The sequence below is a fragment of the Psychromonas sp. KJ10-2 genome, assembly GCF_047323255.1.
Taxonomy (GTDB): domain Bacteria; phylum Pseudomonadota; class Gammaproteobacteria; order Enterobacterales; family Psychromonadaceae; genus Psychromonas.
Genome location: NZ_CP178827.1, coordinates 470,521 through 487,744 on the forward strand (window position 1 = coordinate 470,521; position 17,224 = coordinate 487,744).

17 protein-coding genes and 1 pseudogene are annotated in these 17,224 nt (G+C 38.2%); 10 read left to right on the forward strand and 8 right to left on the reverse strand.

Features of this window, described 5'->3' with window-relative positions; all coding sequences use genetic code 11:
- Positions 1-72: 72 nt before the first annotated feature.
- The 10 genes from ACLKL2_RS02285 (at position 73) to ACLKL2_RS02330 (ending at position 9,099) form a co-directional block, all read left to right on the forward strand.
- Positions 73-639 (forward strand): LON peptidase substrate-binding domain-containing protein, encoded by a 567-nt coding sequence (locus ACLKL2_RS02285; protein WP_413693223.1) that lies wholly within the window; start codon positions 73-75, stop codon positions 637-639.
- 94 nt (positions 640-733) lie between these two features.
- Positions 734-1,360, forward strand: a complete 627-nt coding sequence (locus tag ACLKL2_RS02290) for a sigma-70 family RNA polymerase sigma factor (RefSeq protein ID WP_413693224.1) — start codon at positions 734-736, stop codon at positions 1,358-1,360.
- Positions 1,353-2,051 (forward strand): ChrR family anti-sigma-E factor, encoded by a 699-nt coding sequence (locus tag ACLKL2_RS02295; RefSeq protein WP_413693225.1) that lies wholly within the window; start codon positions 1,353-1,355, stop codon positions 2,049-2,051. Before ACLKL2_RS02290 ends, ACLKL2_RS02295 begins: the two co-directional genes overlap by 8 nt.
- 31 nt (positions 2,052-2,082) lie before the next feature.
- A complete protein-coding gene (locus ACLKL2_RS02300) occupies positions 2,083-3,042 on the forward strand; it encodes a YbgA family protein (protein ID WP_413693226.1) in 960 nt (319 codons plus the stop codon).
- An 85-nt stretch (positions 3,043-3,127) separates the two neighbouring features.
- Positions 3,128-4,501, forward strand: a complete 1,374-nt coding sequence (phrB, locus tag ACLKL2_RS02305) for a deoxyribodipyrimidine photo-lyase (RefSeq protein WP_413693227.1) — start codon at positions 3,128-3,130, stop codon at positions 4,499-4,501.
- A gap of 67 nt (positions 4,502-4,568) precedes the next feature.
- Entirely contained in the window at positions 4,569-5,027 is a 459-nt protein-coding gene (locus tag ACLKL2_RS02310; RefSeq protein ID WP_413693228.1) for a nuclear transport factor 2 family protein, read from the forward strand.
- Entirely contained in the window at positions 5,027-5,743 is a 717-nt protein-coding gene (locus tag ACLKL2_RS02315; RefSeq protein WP_413693229.1) for an SDR family NAD(P)-dependent oxidoreductase, read from the forward strand. Before ACLKL2_RS02310 ends, ACLKL2_RS02315 begins: the two co-directional genes overlap by 1 nt.
- Positions 5,744-5,747: 4 nt before the next feature.
- Complete coding sequence (locus tag ACLKL2_RS02320) at positions 5,748-7,022, forward strand: NAD(P)/FAD-dependent oxidoreductase (RefSeq protein WP_413693230.1); 1,275 nt, start codon at positions 5,748-5,750, stop codon at positions 7,020-7,022.
- 5 nt (positions 7,023-7,027) lie between these two features.
- Positions 7,028-7,822: a DUF1365 domain-containing protein gene (locus ACLKL2_RS02325; protein WP_413693231.1), complete on the forward strand. Its 795-nt coding sequence runs from the start codon at positions 7,028-7,030 to the stop codon at positions 7,820-7,822.
- Between the two features lie 35 nt (positions 7,823-7,857).
- Positions 7,858-9,099 (forward strand): class I SAM-dependent methyltransferase, encoded by a 1,242-nt coding sequence (locus tag ACLKL2_RS02330; protein ID WP_413693232.1) that lies wholly within the window; start codon positions 7,858-7,860, stop codon positions 9,097-9,099.
- Between the two features lie 269 nt (positions 9,100-9,368).
- Here ACLKL2_RS02330 and hisA read toward each other — a convergent pair whose 3' ends face one another.
- The 8 genes and pseudogenes from hisA to ACLKL2_RS02370 all read right to left on the reverse strand — a co-directional run bounded on the left by hisA (position 9,369) and on the right by ACLKL2_RS02370 (position 17,218).
- Complete coding sequence (hisA, locus tag ACLKL2_RS02335) at positions 9,369-10,106, reverse strand: 1-(5-phosphoribosyl)-5-[(5-phosphoribosylamino)methylideneamino]imidazole-4-carboxamide isomerase (protein WP_113818829.1); 738 nt, start codon at positions 10,104-10,106, stop codon at positions 9,369-9,371.
- Between the two features lie 2 nt (positions 10,107-10,108).
- Complete coding sequence (gene hisH, locus ACLKL2_RS02340; RefSeq protein WP_413693233.1) at positions 10,109-10,708, reverse strand: imidazole glycerol phosphate synthase subunit HisH; 600 nt, start codon at positions 10,706-10,708, stop codon at positions 10,109-10,111.
- Positions 10,705-11,777, reverse strand: a pseudogene (gene hisB, locus ACLKL2_RS02345) (bifunctional histidinol-phosphatase/imidazoleglycerol-phosphate dehydratase HisB). Before hisB ends, hisH begins: the two are co-directional and overlap by 4 nt.
- Positions 11,778-11,786: 9 nt before the next feature.
- Positions 11,787-12,857, reverse strand: a complete 1,071-nt coding sequence (gene hisC, locus ACLKL2_RS02350) for a histidinol-phosphate transaminase (RefSeq protein WP_413693234.1) — start codon at positions 12,855-12,857, stop codon at positions 11,787-11,789.
- 54 nt (positions 12,858-12,911) lie between these two features.
- The gene (gene hisD / locus ACLKL2_RS02355) at positions 12,912-14,201 is read right to left on the reverse strand and encodes a histidinol dehydrogenase (RefSeq protein WP_413694232.1); all 1,290 of its coding nucleotides are present in this window, start codon (positions 14,199-14,201) and stop codon (positions 12,912-12,914) included.
- A 14-nt stretch (positions 14,202-14,215) separates the two neighbouring features.
- Positions 14,216-15,112, reverse strand: a complete 897-nt coding sequence (gene hisG, locus ACLKL2_RS02360) for an ATP phosphoribosyltransferase (protein ID WP_113818833.1) — start codon at positions 15,110-15,112, stop codon at positions 14,216-14,218.
- Positions 15,113-15,416: 304 nt separating this feature from the next.
- Positions 15,417-15,986 (reverse strand): hypothetical protein, encoded by a 570-nt coding sequence (locus tag ACLKL2_RS02365; protein ID WP_413693235.1) that lies wholly within the window; start codon positions 15,984-15,986, stop codon positions 15,417-15,419.
- Entirely contained in the window at positions 15,986-17,218 is a 1,233-nt protein-coding gene (locus ACLKL2_RS02370) for a flagellar assembly protein T N-terminal domain-containing protein (RefSeq protein ID WP_113818835.1), read from the reverse strand. Before ACLKL2_RS02370 ends, ACLKL2_RS02365 begins: the two co-directional genes overlap by 1 nt.
- Between the last annotated feature and the right edge of the window lie 6 nt (positions 17,219-17,224).

Below are 17,224 nucleotides of genomic sequence, written 5' to 3' on the forward strand. Positions count from 1 at the left end.
ATTTTAGCTAGCACTTCGTACATTAAAATGAGCATGATTTTATGCTCATTTTTTTAATAAAGAGGGCCAATTATGTCAGGCAAAACAACTAATCTCCCAGTGTTTCCTTTAGATCTATTTTTATTACCGGGTGGTATTACGCGTTTAAGAATTTTCGAGCCTCGTTATTTGAAAATGGTTGGGCTCGCAACTCAATTAGGTGGGTTTGTTATTTCTTCTAACAAACAAAGTACGACGCAAGCTTACCGATGGGGTAGTTGGGTTAATATCATTAACTTTGAACAAGGGAAAGATGGCGTCTTAGAAATAGATGTCAGTTGTGATTGCTTAGTTGAGTTGGAAAATATACAACAAGATACAGATAAATTATTGTTTGCTGATGCGTTAGTACATAAACATTGGTCGCAAAAAAGTTCAACAACAGAGTTAGCGTCATTATCAGGTTCTTTGAAATCACTATTTGAGAGTAATAAGCTATTAAACGAACTTTACCATGATAAGTTACCAAACAACCCGTATTGGACTGTATCAAGATGGTTGGAATTATTGCCAATTCCTTTTGATATTAAAAATAAATTCGTACTCGAGTCGTCTTACACAGAAGCTAAAAAATTAGTGCATTCAATCATTTCACAATAAAACTCACAAAATATATTATATTTTTCATTAACCCAGTGATCTTTAATTTGTACTCAGCGTATTGATTGCCAGAGTCCAAATTAGGGAAATAATTATGGTAGTCGAACAAACTAAATTGCCAACAGGGGTAAGTCATGCTAAATCTAACGGCATGAATGAAAATATTGATCACACCCAACTAACCGAATGGCTTAATCAAGTTGCTGATAAACGCTGTAAAATTGCGTTTACTCATCTTTTTAAATTTTTCGCCCCTAAAATACAGCGTATAGCACGCAGTAAATTTCCTAATGAAGCTCAATCCCACGAAGTGGTTCAAGAAACCATGAGTAATGTTTGGCGTAAAGCACATTTATTTGACGCAAATAAAGGTGCCGCAACGACATGGGTTTATACGGTAATGCGTAATGTCACTTTTGACTTGTTAAGAAAAGTTAAAAGTAATCGAGAAGATAATTTAAGTGATGATATTTGGCCAATTGCAGAAGGTGCAGTAACCGAAGACCAAGCATACGAAGATCATCTTGAAAGTAATCAACTGTTACGTGTCATTGATGCATTACCCGAAGCGCAGCAGCAAGTGGTTAAAGGTTTCTATTTGATGGAGATGTCGCAAGAGCAGCTTGCCAACCATCTTAACCTACCACTTGGCACGATTAAATCCAGGCTACGTTTAGCGCTCGCTAAATTAAAAGTGCAGTTAGGAGAAGAACATGATTAAGCATCATCCGAAATTTGAATTATTACAATCTTATGTCAATGCTGAGTTACCAGCTTCACTTGCGATCGGCATTAGTATCCACGCGGATATGTGTCCTGAATGCCAACATACAATAGCGCAGTTAACAGAACAAGTGGCTGAGCACTCATTTGAAGAAGCGCCAGTGCGTTTAGATGACTTAAAGTCAGATAGTTTCACCTCATTTTCTGATGATATAGCTGAAGATGACCTGTTCGAGTCAATGATCAGTAATATCACATTTAACGATGATGCTGATGTAGTTACTGAAGCTCTTAAACGTGAAGTAGTGTTTCGAGATAAAACATATGAATTGCCTACTGCATTGAGTCGAATTGAGTTAGGTAAAGCCGCTAATATTGGAAAGTTATCTCGCTCTCGTTTACAACTTAACGAAGACGAAATTCACTCAAGCTTGTTACATATCAATCCAGGCGGTGGTGTTCCAGCACATACTCATAAAGGCTTTGAATTGACGGTATTACTTGATGGTTCATTCACAGATAGTAGAGGTGAATACAATAAAGGTGATTTTATTTTATTAGATGGCACCTTTACACATAATCCGGTCTCACAAAATGGGTGCCTATGTTACACAGTTGCTAATGATGCACTACACTTTACTCAAGGTATTAATAAGCTATTAAACCCAATCGGGTCATTTATTTATTAGTGTTTAGGTTTTTTATTCAAAGGAGCGAATAGTGATTTATTCAGTCGAGAAACAAGAAATTAAAATTGGTATCAGTGCGTGTTTAATTGGTCAGAAGGTACGTTTTGATGCAAGTAATAAACCTTCTCGTTTTTGTATTGATGAGTTAGGAGAGCATGTTGAGTATGAGTCTTTTTGTCCTGAAGTGGCGATTGGTTTGCCTATTCCGCGTCCAACTATTCGCTTGATTAACAAAGATGATGTCATCACAGTAGCACGACCGGATGGTTCTGGTGATGTCACTGAGGCATTACAAGCTTATGGAAAAAAAGTAGCAGAGATGACCAAGCACTTGAGTGGTTATGTTTTCTGCGCTAAGAGTCCAAGCTGTGGTATGGAGCGTGTTAAGATTTATTCAGAAGAGGGGAACTCCCTCGCTTCTGATGGCGTTGGTGCCTTTGCAAAAGAGATTATGGAAGCTAATCCTTTACTACCCTGTGAAGAAAATGGTCGTTTAAATGATATGCATATACGTGAAAACTTTGTTGCACGTATTTATGCATATAAACATTGGCAAAAAGTGAGTGCGTCTGGTTTAACTAAACACAAACTCACGACCTTCCATAGCCATTATAAATACACAGTCATGAGCCACAATTTAGTGGCTTACAGAAAATTGGGGCAATTATTAGCTGACGTTGATATGCCATTGGCAGAGAAAGCAGACAAATATATTTTTGGATTAATGGAAGCTTTAAAAATTCCAGCAACGCGTAAAAACCATGTGAATACCCTGACGCATATTCAAGGTTATTTTTCTAAGCATCTAGTTGCAGAACAACGTAAAGAATTGTGTGAACAAATCGATGGTTACCGATTAGGTTTATTGCCTCTTATTGCACCATTAACTTTGATAAATCACTACTTAAGAGAGTATCCAAAAGACTATCTTAAAGGGCAATCGTACCTTCAGCCATACCCTGAACAGTTAAGACTGCGTTACGCTTACTAACCATCACTTCCATAACGCCACTTTTCATCTGACAGTTGTGGCGATTATCTTTCCCCTATATTACTAACAGGAATACACACTTCCTATGAATCAATTACTCTGGTTTCGTAATGACTTAAGAACCAATGATAACCCTGCACTCACTCATTTCATTAATCACTCTACCCCTAAAAAAACTGCTAAAGCAGTATTTTTTATTTCAGAAAAACAGTGGTTAGCGCATGATTGGGCCCCCATAAAAATAGACTTTATTAAGCGCCATGCTGTTGCACTGGTGGAAGAACTCGCTTCTATTAACGTTCAATTAGAGCTTGTTGAAGTCGACGGCTTTACAGCACAAGTAGCATATTTAAAAAAATACTGTACTGACCATGATGTACAACAGGTTGTTGCAAACAGCGAATTAGAAGTAAACGAGCAACAACGTGATCAATCTTGTTTAAAGGAACAAATTCCCTTAATTTTGTTTGAAGCTGATGTGATTGTACCGAAAGGTAAAGTCGTCACTAAATCAGGTGAAATGTATAAAGTATTTACCCCTTTTAAACGTGCTTGGTTAACTTATGTAAGAGAACATGGTTATCAGTATTTGCCAGGATTAACCAATTCATCAACCACAGTTGAAAAACCAATAGAGGCGTCACTTTCTAGTAAATGGCCTTTGGTCAGCGAACTAACAGAGAAAGCATTACCGCTTTTTTATCGACTCAAAGTGTCGAATTATAAAAATGTTCGCGATATACCGAGTGTCAAAGGGACAAGTGGTATTTCACCTTATCTAGCGGCAGGGGTGTTAAGCCCTCGTTATGTTTTCAAAACCTTATTAGATAAATACCCGGACATATTAACCAGTAGCGATAGCCAAGAATTTTGCTGGCTTAATGAGATAATTTGGCGTGAGTTTTATCGTCACCTTGTATTTGCAAAGCCGAGCCTTTGTAAGCACAAATGTTTTAATGATAAATATCAGCAAGTGTCATGGCCTTATGATCACACTCTATTTACCGCCTGGTGTGAGGGAAAAACTGGATACCCTTTAGTGGATGCGGCCATGCGTCAACTGAACCAAACAGGTTGGATGCACAATCGACTACGCATGGTAGTGGCTAGCTTTTTAACTAAACATTTATTAATTGATTGGCGTGTTGGTGAACGCTACTTTATGCAGCACCTAATAGATGGGGATCTAGCGTCTAATAACGGAGGTTGGCAGTGGGCATCAAGCACTGGCTGCGACGCTCAACCTTACTTTAGGATTTTTAATCCAATTACGCAGAGCGAAAGGTTTGATCCTAAAGGCACTTTTATTCGTAAGTACTTACCAGAACTAAGCAATTTGCCCGATAAACAGATACATTTTCCACATAAATATATAAAGGAAAATCACCTCTCTATTTATTGGCCAGCGATTGTCGATCATAAAGAAGCAAGATTAAATGCACTAGCTTTCTATAAATAATAGATAAAATAAACAGCCTAGGGTATTGCTTGATCGACGTTAGATGGATTTTATTTAAGGTAATACAATGAATATAGAGCAGTCAGTAATAGATCAACAATATCCTGAATGGTTAAGTAGGTTTATTTCCATTTATCAAAAACTTTCATTTAATAATCTTAATTTATTGGATGAAGTTTACGCTGAAGAGGTGACATTCATTGATCCTATTCATGAGATTCATGGTTTATCCAACTTACATGACTACTTTGAGGGACTATACAAAAATTTAAGCAGTTGTACCTTCTCTATCAATGATGTGATTATTGATAACCAACAAGCAGCTATCTATTGGGAAATGATTTATCAACATCCCAAATTAAATGGCGGAAACTTTGTGTCAGTACAAGGTACTTCTAAGTTAATAGCACTTGATAATAAAATTATATACCACCGTGATTATTTAGACTTAGGGGCTATGTTATACGAACAATTGCCCTTAATAGGTAAACTCATTCATTGGATTAAAGTTAAGGCGGCACAATAATGACAGCCAAAAACATATTGATCACTGGAGCTACATCGGGCATCGGTCACTCACTTTTTAAGCATTATCAACAGCAGGGTGATAACGTTATTGCCTGTGGGCGTAATAAAGAAAAATTACAAGAAATGGCTCAGCAAGCAAAGCTGATTGGACAGTTTGATATGACTATTCCCTCTGAAATTGAAGCTTTTTCAAAATCGGTAGACAGTTTAGATATCCTGGTGCTAAACGCAGGAAACTGTCGTTACATCGATGATGCTAAACAGTTTGATGGTGAATTGTTCGCCGATGTTATTCAAACAAACTTAATCTCATTAGGCTGGTTATTGCAGTATCTACTACCAAAAGTACGTCAGGGCGGGCAAGTTGTATTTGTTAGTTCAAGTGCCACTTTAATGCCATTTCAGCGTAGTGAAGCTTATGGTGCTTCAAAATCAGGTGTTGATTATCTGGCCAACAGCTTAAGGTTAGACTTACTCAAAGAAAAAATTGACGTTACTTTAATTCATCCTGGTTTTATTAAAACACCTTTAACAGATAAAAATGATTTCCCTATGCCATTTCTTTTAAACAGTGAGCAGGCTGCACTGAATATCGCTAAAGCAATCGACAGTCGTAAAGAGTATGCACATTTTCCTAAACGTCTAACTATGCTTCTTAAATTCCTCTCTTTTATGCCAAATTGGATTTGGCGAAAATTAATCATCAAGGGATAACTCAATGAAAAACATCGCCATCATCGGCTCTGGCATCTCAGGATTAACGGCTGCTTATCTATTATCTAAAAAACATAAAGTAACGGTTTTTGAAAAAAATGACTACATTGGAGGGCATACGGCCACAGTAGACATTGAAAAAAATGGTATCCCTTACGCCATTGATACCGGGTTTATTGTGTTTAATGACAAAACCTACCCAAATTATCTGGCATTATTAGATGAAATAGGCATAGGCAAACAAGCCACTGAGATGAGCTTTTCAGTACATAACTGTCAAACCGGCCTTGAATATAATGGCCATAATCTTGATACTTTATTTGCCCAACGTAGTAATTTATTTAAACCTAAATTTTGGCTATTAGTTAAAGAAATCTTAAGATTTAACAAACTATGTAAAGCTATTTTTGAACAAAACAACTATCAACCAGGCGCTACTTTAGGTGATTTCTTAAAAAGTAATAAATTCAGTGCGTTCTTTGCTGAACATTACATATTACCCATGGGCGCTGCTATTTGGTCAAGCTCCTTAGCGCAAATGGAAACCTTCGAGTTTCGTTTCTTTGTGCAGTTTTTTCATCATCATGGTTTACTGAATATCGCAGATAGACCGCAATGGTATGTTATTCCTAATGGTTCGCGCAGCTATCTCGCTCCTTTATGTGAACCTTTTAAGGATAGCATTCATTTAAATACACAGCTTATCGGTATTACAAGACAAAACCAGCAAGTACAGCTTCATTTTGACATGCACTCTGATATGCAAACCTTTGACGAAGTCGTGATCGCATGTCATTCCGATCAGGCTTTGCAGTTACTAAGTGATGCTACAGAGGAGGAGCAGTCAATACTTTCCGGAATGCCGTACAGCGAAAACTCTGTGGTGTTACATACAGATACTAAATTATTACCTAACAGAGAAAAAGCGTGGGCTAGTTGGAACTATCAACTAAGCGATGACAGAGATAAAGCTGCGAGTGTGACCTACAATATGAATATATTGCAAGGAATTAACAGTGAGGAGACTTTCTGTGTAACCTTGAATCAAAAAGAGGAGATAGATGCAGATAAAATTTTAAGGGAATTTACTTATTATCATCCAGTATTCTCATTGCAATCTATTCAATCTCAACAACAAAGAGACACTATTTGTGGAAAGCGACATACTCATTTTGCTGGAGCTTATTGGCACAATGGATTTCACGAGGATGGTGTAAAAAGTGCAGTAGAAGTTGCACAGCGTTTTGATTGCTATCTTGATGCCTTTGCTGAGAAATAATCGTTATGGAAAACCACAATACACAGTCTACCAATTTCGAACACAGCGCAATCTATGTGGGCAATGTGGTGCATCATCGCTTTCTCCCTAAAAAACATCACTTTAATGCTAAGCTATTTATGTTGGCATTAGATGTAGATAAATTAGCAGAAGAAAAGCAAGGGGTGGGTGTTTTTGGATACTCCCGGTTTCACCCATTACGATTTGTAGAGAAAGATTATCTAAGAAGTGAACCTAATAAACTTTCGCAACGTATTAGAAATAAAATAAAAAGTCTTGAAGGGCATGAGGATATTACACGCATATTAATGTTAGTTCAGGTGCGATGTTTTGGATTGTACTTTAGCCCAGTTAATTTTTACTTTTGTTACGATGTGAATGATAACTGTACACAAATGTTAGCAGAAGTAAGTAATACACCTTGGAATGAAAGACATTATTATTTGGTTGATTTAAGTAAAGATAAACAACTAAAAATAACCGATAAAGTGTTCCAAGTGTCGCCATTTATGGATTTAGATATGAGTTATAGTTGGCAAGTAAGAGCGCCAAGTGTTGACAGCAATCACATGATGGTAAAAATTGAAAACAGACGTTATCACCAAGACAATCAAGACTTTTTAAAACTGTTTGAAGCAAGCCTCTCGTTAAAGAAGCAGGCTTTTAATAAACAAAATTTATTTAAAATCTGGGCCCAAATTCCAATTATGACGGGCAAGATTGTATTGGGTATTTATTGGCAAGCGCTTAAGTTATTCGTCAAACGGATTCCTTTTGTTGGTTATCAAAAAGCCACCTAGTACCTAAAACACGCTATATATTCTAGGAGAGATTAATGGAAGAAGTACAAAAAGTTGTCACTATAGAAACAAATAGTTGGTTTGATAAACGCTGCCGAGCACTTGTGCACTCTGTATTTTCAAAATTGAGCTATGGTCAATTAGAAGTTGTTGAAGGCTCTGAACATTATTTCTTTCCGGAAAGCATTGCTCCAGAAGAGCAAGAAAATTTAATTAAAGCGAAAATTCATATTCATGATATCGCTGTTTACAAGCAATTCGTCAAAGGCGGCAGTATTGGTGTTTCGGAAGCTTTTATTGCAGGGCAATGGACCAGTCCAAATCTAACCAATGTGATTAGAATTTTTGCGAAAGCGCAACAACAAACAGATCAACTTGACTCGAATAAATCTATACTGAATAAAATTAAAAACAGTTTTACTCATTGGCAAAACAGAAATACCCAGTCTGGTTCTAAACGTAATATTCTTGCTCATTATGACTTAGGTAATGAATTGTATACTCGCTTTCTAGATCCTGAGATGATGTATTCATCAGCTATCTATCCATCTGAAACAACAACACTGCAGTATGCACAGCTTTACAAGTTAAAAACTATTTGTGAACGTTTATCACTAAACAAAGATGATCATTTATTGGAGATAGGTACCGGATGGGGTGGCTTAGCTATCTACGCTGCTCAGCATGTAGGTTGTAAAGTTACAACAACAACTATCTCTGAAGCACAATATGCTTATGCAGAACAGCGTGTGAAATTTTTAGGCCTTGAAGATAAAATTACGTTATTGAAAAAAGACTACCGTGATTTAACAGGGTCTTTTGATAAAGTCGTATCTATTGAGATGATCGAAGCGGTAGGGTATGAGTTTTTGCCGAGCTTTTTTGAACAGTGTAATGCAAGATTAAAACCTGGTGGTAAACTGTTAATCCAGTCAATTACCATCGCCGATCAGCGTTTTGAATACTATAAAAACAATGTAGATTTTATTCAACGTTATATTTTCCCAGGCGGTTTCCTCCCCTCTATAAACGTGCTATCTCAACAGTTAACAACAAGTTCAGAAATGGTAATAGAAGGGCTTCATGATATTGGTTTAGATTATGCTAAAACTTTAGCCGATTGGCGTACTAACTTCTTAGCCTCATGGAGTGAGTTAACTCAGCATGGTTATGATGCAGAGTTCAAACGTTTATGGTTATATTACTTAGCGTATTGCGAAGGCGCTTTTTTAGAGCGTTCAATAAGCACCGTACATCTTGTTGCTAGAAAAAGTTAATAATACCAATCATAGTAAGTAACTGATCTATTTTACTTGTTAAAACAACTTATTTTTCGTTGTAATTTTCGTATAGGGAACAACCATTTACATTAACTTACGCCTCAAACTAAGCCATTTTTCCGGCGCAAAATTTAGATCAGTTATTTAATACAATTGGTATAAACCTTAAACTAGGTTACAAAAAAAGGCGCTATTTAGATAGCGCCTTTGTATTTATAAAGTTTGTTCTTAGCTTTGATTTTAAGGTAATCGTTTAAACAATAAAATTAAGCATTCTGCCAGCAATTAATCGCTTCTTCTACAGTAAACTTACCTTCTAATAAAGCGCGCCCTACAATCATTCCTTGAGCACCTGAACGAGCTACATCTGCAATATCATCTAATGAACCGATACCGCCAGAAGCTTGCCAAGAAACACTTGGAAAAGCGACAACCATCTCTTTATATAAATCAACGTTTGATCCTGTAAGCGTACCGTCTTTAGAGATATCAGTACACAATACATGCTTTAAGCCAACTTTAAGGTAAATCTCTAATAGTGACTCGATAGTTTGACCGCTATCTTCTTGCCAACCTGATACAGCAACGATTTTATTACCTTCAGCATCTATGTTGATATCTAGCGCAAGTACAATATGCTCAGGGCCATATTTCTCCATCCATCCAGCAACCATCTCTGGTTCTTTCACTGCAGTTGAACCAATCACAACACGATGAGCGCCGGTATCTAAAAGACCTTTAACATCTTCTTCTGTGCGAACACCACCGCCAACTTGTACTTTAGCTGGTGTGTTTTTGATTAAGCCTTCAATGACAGACAATTGACGCTTAGTAATATCTTTTGCACCATCTAAATCAACTAGGTGCAACCAGTTAGCACCTTGTTCATTATAAATAGTGTATAGGCTTTGTGGATCGTCGCTATAAACGGTCTTTTGATCGTAATCGCCTTGGTATAAACGAACTACTTTACCATCGATTAAGTCGAGTGCTGGAATTATCATGTTTAAAGCTCCAAAAAGTTTTTAATAAGTTGTGCGCCTGCTTTACCTGAACGCTCAGGGTGGAACTGTACACCATAGAAGTTATCTTTATTTACTGCTGCGGTGAATGGGGTCCCGTATTCACAACTAGCAATAGTATTTTCATTTACTGGTAAGGCATAACTATGAACAAAATAAAAATAACTGCCCGCAGGAATATCTTTGAATAAAGGTTCGTCCAATTTAGGGGTAATTTGATTCCACCCCATGTGTGGTGAACGCAATGGCGCTACATCCATTTTTTGTACAAAGCCATCCACTAAACCTAGTGTATTGATTACAGTTTCTTCTGCAAAGCCTTCTTCACTGCCTTCTGCTAGCATTTGCATACCTAAACAAATACCTAACACAGGTTGAGTTAACTTTTTAATCTCTTCTACTAAATCACGATCAATGAGGTTATTCATTGCTTCTTTAGCAGTACCTACACCTGTTAAGAATAACTTATCAGCTTGTTGTAATACTGCTGGGTCCTTACTGATGGTTACTTCATAACCTAAACGTTCAATGGCAAATAATACCGAGGATAAATTAGCGCACCCCGTATCAATGATAACTATCATAAAACACCTTTACTTGAAGGAAGATCAGTTCCAATAATTTGTATGCTTTGACGTAATGTACGACCAAATGTTTTGAATAATCCTTCAACCATATGGTGTGCATTACCATTTTCAACTTCTAAATGTAAAGTTGCTCGCATCGCCTGTGAAAGTGAGTAGAAGAAATGTTCTACCATTTCAGTTGACATAGTGCCTACTAGTTCACGAGGGAAATCCGCTTTAAACTTAAGGAAGAGGGCGGCCAGACAAATCTAATGTACAGCTCGCTTTTGTCTCATCCATTGGCAGTACAAAACCGAAACGGCCAATACCACGCTTGTCGCCTAATGCTTTGTCCAATGCATCACCTAATGCTAACGCTGTGTCTTCAACACTGTGGTGATCATCAATATGTAAATCACCTTTAACACTCACGTTCCATTTGGAAACCACCGTGTGTGGCAATTTGATCTAGCATGTGGTCAAAGAAGCCCATACCCGTATCAATTTTGTTTTCTCCGGTTTTATCTAAATCAACGAATACGTTGATATCTGTCTCTTTGGTTGTGCGAGTAACCGAAGCAGTACGACCTCGTGACGTTAATTGGTGAACAATCTCTTTCCAACCGTTAGTTTCTTTATTGTAAAGAATGCCGGTAATCGCCATGTTTTCAGCTAAACCAATATCTGTTTCGCGGTCACCGATAACATAAGAGTTTTTATGATCGATACGACCAGATTGTAGGTATTCTTTGACCATACCCAAATGTGGTTTACGACAGTTACAGTTATCTTCAGAAAAATGCGGGCATAGTAACGTAGATTCGAACTTAACACCTTGAGAGGCGAATATATCCATCATTTTGTTCTGTGGAATATCGAAATCACTTTGTGGGTAGCTATCAGTACCTAAACCATCTTGGTTAGAAACAATCACTAAAATGAAACCTGCATCTTGTAATGCTAATAGACTTGGTATTACATAAGGTTCGAAAACCAGTTTCTCAAGGCTGTCTACTTGTTTATCACTGATAGGTTCATCAATTAATGTCCCATCGCGGTCGATAAATAGAAATTTTTGTGTACTCATAATGGGTTCCTACAGTGCTTTTAATGTATTTAAAGTTTTGTTCATCTCTTCGCTCGTACCGATAGTAATGCGAATACAATTTTCTAAGCGTGGTTTATTAGCAAAGTCTCGCATAATAATACCGTCATTCGCAAAAGCCTTAAACACTTTAGCTGAATCTTTAAAACGTACTAACAAAAAGTTACCCGTAGTCGGGAATACTTCTGTGACACAATCCAGCTCACTCACTGCATTAGCCAATACTTGACGATTATTATTTAATACCGCTACTCGGTCACGCATTACTTCTAAACCTTGCTCTGAAAGAGCTTGTTCAGCAATTTGTGCGACAGGGCCTGGTACGGGATAAGGTGCAATAACCTTTGACATCATTTCTATCACGCTGGCTTGAGCTAATGTAAACCCACAACGGATAGAGGCAAGTGCAAATGCTTTAGAAAGTGTACGAGTAATGACGAGGTTTTCATGGTTTTCAATTAAGTTCGTTTGAGTAAACTCAGGGCAGAATTCGATGTAAGCTTCATCGGCCACAATTAATGCTTTGCCTTCCGTTGCCGTTAGTAGTTTTGCTAGCTTTTGTTGATCTAACATATTACCCGTTGGGTTATTTGGTGCACAAAGGAACACAATTTTAATATGTCCTTCAGAACCTAATACAGCTTGTTCAACTGCTTCGTAATCCACATCAAAGTTATCTTGAAGTGCCACTTGCTCAATACCAACACCACAAGTTTCCGCGCTGATCGCATACATACCGTAAGTAGGAGGGCAAATTAGAATACTGTCTAACTCTGCTTCACAAAATGTTCTAATTAATACTTCAATACTTTCATCGGCACCACGAGTGGTTAATATTTGATCTGTATTAAGCTTGGAGTAAGCTGCGTAGGCGTTAATAATTTGAGGTGGTTGAAATTCTGGGTAACGATTAAGGTGTGATGAATCTAGTTGGTAATCACTGCTGTCTGGAGCTTCATTCGCGTTTAACCAAACATCCCCACGGCCACCGATACGGCGAGCTGAAAGGTAAGGGGTTAGCGCTTGTACGGTTTTTCTAGCAAGCTTTATTATATTACTCATCGTGGTCCTTCTTCCCTAACGAATGCCTGAGTAGCAACTACTCAGGCGTATCTATTACTTATCTAATTTTTCCATGCGAATGGTCACTGCGCGTTTATGTGCAGTTAATCCTTCTGCAGCCGCTAAGCGAGTGACTGCTGGTGCGAGATTACGTAACCCATCCTGTGTTAACTCTTGTACTGTGTAACGTTTTACAAAGTCAGCTAAGCCTAAGCTTGAATAGGTTTTAGTGTAACCGTAGGTTGGCAGTACATGGTTAGTACCACTTGCATAATCACCAACAGATTCTGGTGTCCATGCACCTAAGAAGATAGAACCTGCATTTCTAAGCTTTGGTTGAATCTCTCTTGGTTTATCAGTTTGAACAATTAAATGCTCAGGCGCATAACGGTTAGAAATCTCGATTGCTTGTTCAATATCTTTACACACAATACTGACACTATTCGCAATCGCTTTTTCTGCAATTTCACGGCGCTCTAATAGCGCTAATTGGCTATCTATTTCACTAGCCGTTTGTGCTGCTACCGATGCACTTGGTGTGACCAGAATGGTTTGTGAATCATGGCCATGTTCAGCCTGTGATAACAAATCAGAAGCGATGAAAGCAGGATCTGCGTTTTCGTCGCCAATCACTAGTACTTCAGATGGGCCCGCAGGCATATCAATCGCTGCACCAGCAAAATCATTACTCACTTGACGCTTCGCTTCGGTAACAAATGAATTACCTGGGCCAAATATTTTATCAACGGCTTTGATGGTTTCTGTTCCGTAAGCTAGTGCTGCAATGGCTTGCGCACCACCTACAGAGTAGATCTCTGTAACGCCACATAGTGATGCCGCATAGAGTATTTCATCGGCTAAAGGCGGTGGAGAACATAATACCAGACGTGAACAGCCTGCAATTTGTGCTGGCGCTCCCGTCATAATAACCGTTGAAGGTAGTGGGGCACTTCCACCAGGGATATACAAACCAACTGATTCAATTGCTTGTGTATGCATCTCACAGACAACACCAGGCATGGTTTCTACACGAATCACATCCTGCTGTTGTGCTTCATGAAACTTAACAACCTGTTGGTACGCGACTTTAATCGCATCTTTGATGTCATCGTCTAAACGCGCTGTTGCTGCTTCAATATCAGTATTGTTGAGCGTGAAGTTATCACCGGCTAATTTGTCAAAACGTTTAGTGTAATCCAATAAAGCTTGGTCACCTTGTTGACGGATATTAGAGATAATCTCAGCAACAGTGTTTGTTAAGCCTGATGAATCTGCCATTGCTGGTCGAGCAAGCAATTCTGCTTGCTGATCAGATGTTAATTGTTCCCAGTTGACTGTTTGCATTCCCATGGTTTGGACTACTCCATCATTTTTTCAATAGGTAATACGAGAATTGAACTTGCACCTAGTGCTTTCAATTGTTCCATTGTTTCCCAGAAAAGGTTTTCTTTACTTACTACATGCAGTGCAACGTGGTCTGTGCTGCCCGCTAATTCCATCACTGTTGGTAAATCAGAACCAGGTAGTAGGTTAGTGATTTCAGTTAAGTTAGCTTTTGGCGCATTAAGCATGATGTATTTAGACTCTTTAGCCGTTTGAACACCGTCAATACGCGTTAGAATGCGGTTAACTAGCTCTTGCTTGTCTGCACTTAATGGTTCATCACGTTGCATTAATACTGCTGTAGAGCGGTAGATAACTTCCACTTCTTTAAGGCCGTTTGCTTCAAGTGTTGCTCCGGTAGAAACTAGGTCACAAATAGCATCAGCTAAACCTGCACGTGGAGCAACTTCTACTGAACCTGTTAACATACATGATGTGTAAGGTACGTTTGCTTCTTCCATAAAACGTTTAAGAATGTGAACATAAGTTGTTGCAATACGCATGTTCGCTAGTGATTGAACACCTTGGTAATCAAAGTCATTATCTACTGCTAGTGAGAAACGACATTCACCGAACGCAAGTTCTTTTACTACTTTGTGTGCTGTTGGCTCTTTAGCCACTTGGCGCATCATGCTTTCTTCTTCAAGTACATTTTGACCAATGAAACCTAAATCTACTACACCATCCATTACTAAGCCTGGAATGTCGTCATCGCGCACACGAAGAATATCAATTGGCATGTTTTCACTGTGAGCGATTAAACGTTGCGTGTTTAGGTTAACTTTAATTCCACATGCTTTTAATAATTTAACCGTATCATCACTTAAACGGCCTTTCTTCTGTATCGCGATTCTTAAACGTTGTTCTGGCATAACTATTTTTCCTTCCTTTTAAAACTAAAAAACCCTCGGGATTTTACTTCCGAGGGTTTGTATTTGGGTAACCACTGGAAGCACGTAACATCTCTTCCAAGAAAAATCCTGAAAGATTAAGTTGTATGATGATGATGTGCTTTCAGAATGTCGTTTTTCATTATGGTTTGAAACTCTTTAAAATTTAATTGCGATAAGAGTATCAACCTAAACTTTAAATGTGAACTGTTTTTTGTGTATATCTAAGATATATTTAATATAAATGAGCAGTTTATAATTAGTTCACAGCCTGTTTAGCAGTCCACTATTTACCTTGCATACTTTCACGTAGTTTTTCTTGCAGCATTGAAATTGCATTTTTAGTCTGTGATTCGATAGAGATATTATCAAGCGCTGCTGACTGTAAAGTGCCTACCGCATCATCTGCAGTTTGTTGAATATCTAATGCACTTAAGTCTGCTTCTTCAGTGGATGTATCTGTTAACTCTGATTCATTATTTGCAGCTAAATCCTCACTGGTTGTATCTTCGGCGGCAGCTGTTTCTGACTGGTCAGTGGTTGTTTGTTGTTCATTATCTGTTGCAGTCTCAGCTTGCTCAGCATTTGCGCCAGTGGAGGTTGCGCTATCATCACCTGACAGACCTGCGACAAAAGAGGTGGCGATGCCCAGTTGCAATTCATCAAATACACCTTCAAGGCTATCTTTAATATTGCCTGTACTAGCAGTGACAAGTGATTCATTGCCTTGCATTTGAGACGACAATACATTTTCAAAGCTTTCACCAAGCAATTTACTGGCAGCAGCAGTGCCTGTTGAATTTGAACTGCTTGATAAGCTTTGCAGACTGTTTGCTGCGCTGTTTATGGTAGACATTAATATACACTCCTATTGGTAGGATTACTTGCTGTAGTTTGTGGTTGTAAACGCTGCAGTGTCATTTTGTCTGCAGGTGTTAGCATATCCCTGATTTGAATATTACTCATATCAATTGGATCGTTAGCTTTCAAAATTGCACGGTCCGCTTGTACTGACACAACTGACAGAAGAATATCATCGGGCAAATAAATTGAGTTAGGTAGTTGCGAGTTCTGGTGAGAAAGAAACTGACTTCGGATCAACTGGAACTTATCGCCTTTCTCTACACCATTACGATGACCTAAATTCATCACTAACTGGTCATTGTATTTTGCAATAATGGTTGCCATGGTTGGCTGACAGTATAAAGCTTGTCTTACATCTCTTACTGCTTCATTGATTTTTAGGTCAATCGCATACCCATAATCTGTTTGCCAAAAAGACAAACTATTAGGGTCAAAATGCTGTGTAAGGTCATAGGGCCACTGACTAATTGCTGAGTATTCTTGTTGAAACAGAGTCAGTTGGTTGATCGCATCAATGAGATAGACCTGCATCTTAAAATTACGTTTATGGGTAGTCTCTTCACTAAATGTATATGTCGTTGTTTCATAGTAATCGGACATATCTTTTAATACACCAAAAACTAGATACTGTACGTCATACTTAGTCGCGACATCTTTTGCCACTTTTAATGTTTGTAATTCAATATCGCCTTCACTGTTATTAGTAAACGCAATTTGTTGTGTCATCACATGTCTTGGGTCAAGTTTATTGGATTCACCTTTTAACTGTTTAAATAAACGTTTGGTAATCACTTCATCACTATCGTAAATGGCTCCGAGTTGCGCATCTTTGCGATCCTCTAAGCTAAACGGGCCAACAAAGATACTTTTTGCATATTTCTCTTGCGGGCAAGTAGAGAAAGGGTAGATATCAGCTTCTACTTCTACTGTGTAATAACCACCGATGATCTCCTCATGCACAATACGCATGTCATGGATTTCACCATTGGTTTTTAACATTAGTTTATCAACTTCTAATACACCTTCTTGAATGACTTGTACGCTTTCAGCACTGGTACCTGCTGAACGTAACACAGTGACCATAGCATCGGATATTGCATTACTACGTGATTGGTCAATATTTTCTTCATTTAATACTGCTCGACCTTCACTCGAATACCATTGTGCATTAGCGGCAAAGGAGCTAAGTATTAATAGCGGCAACAAACGCTTAGTTAATTTCATAAGGGT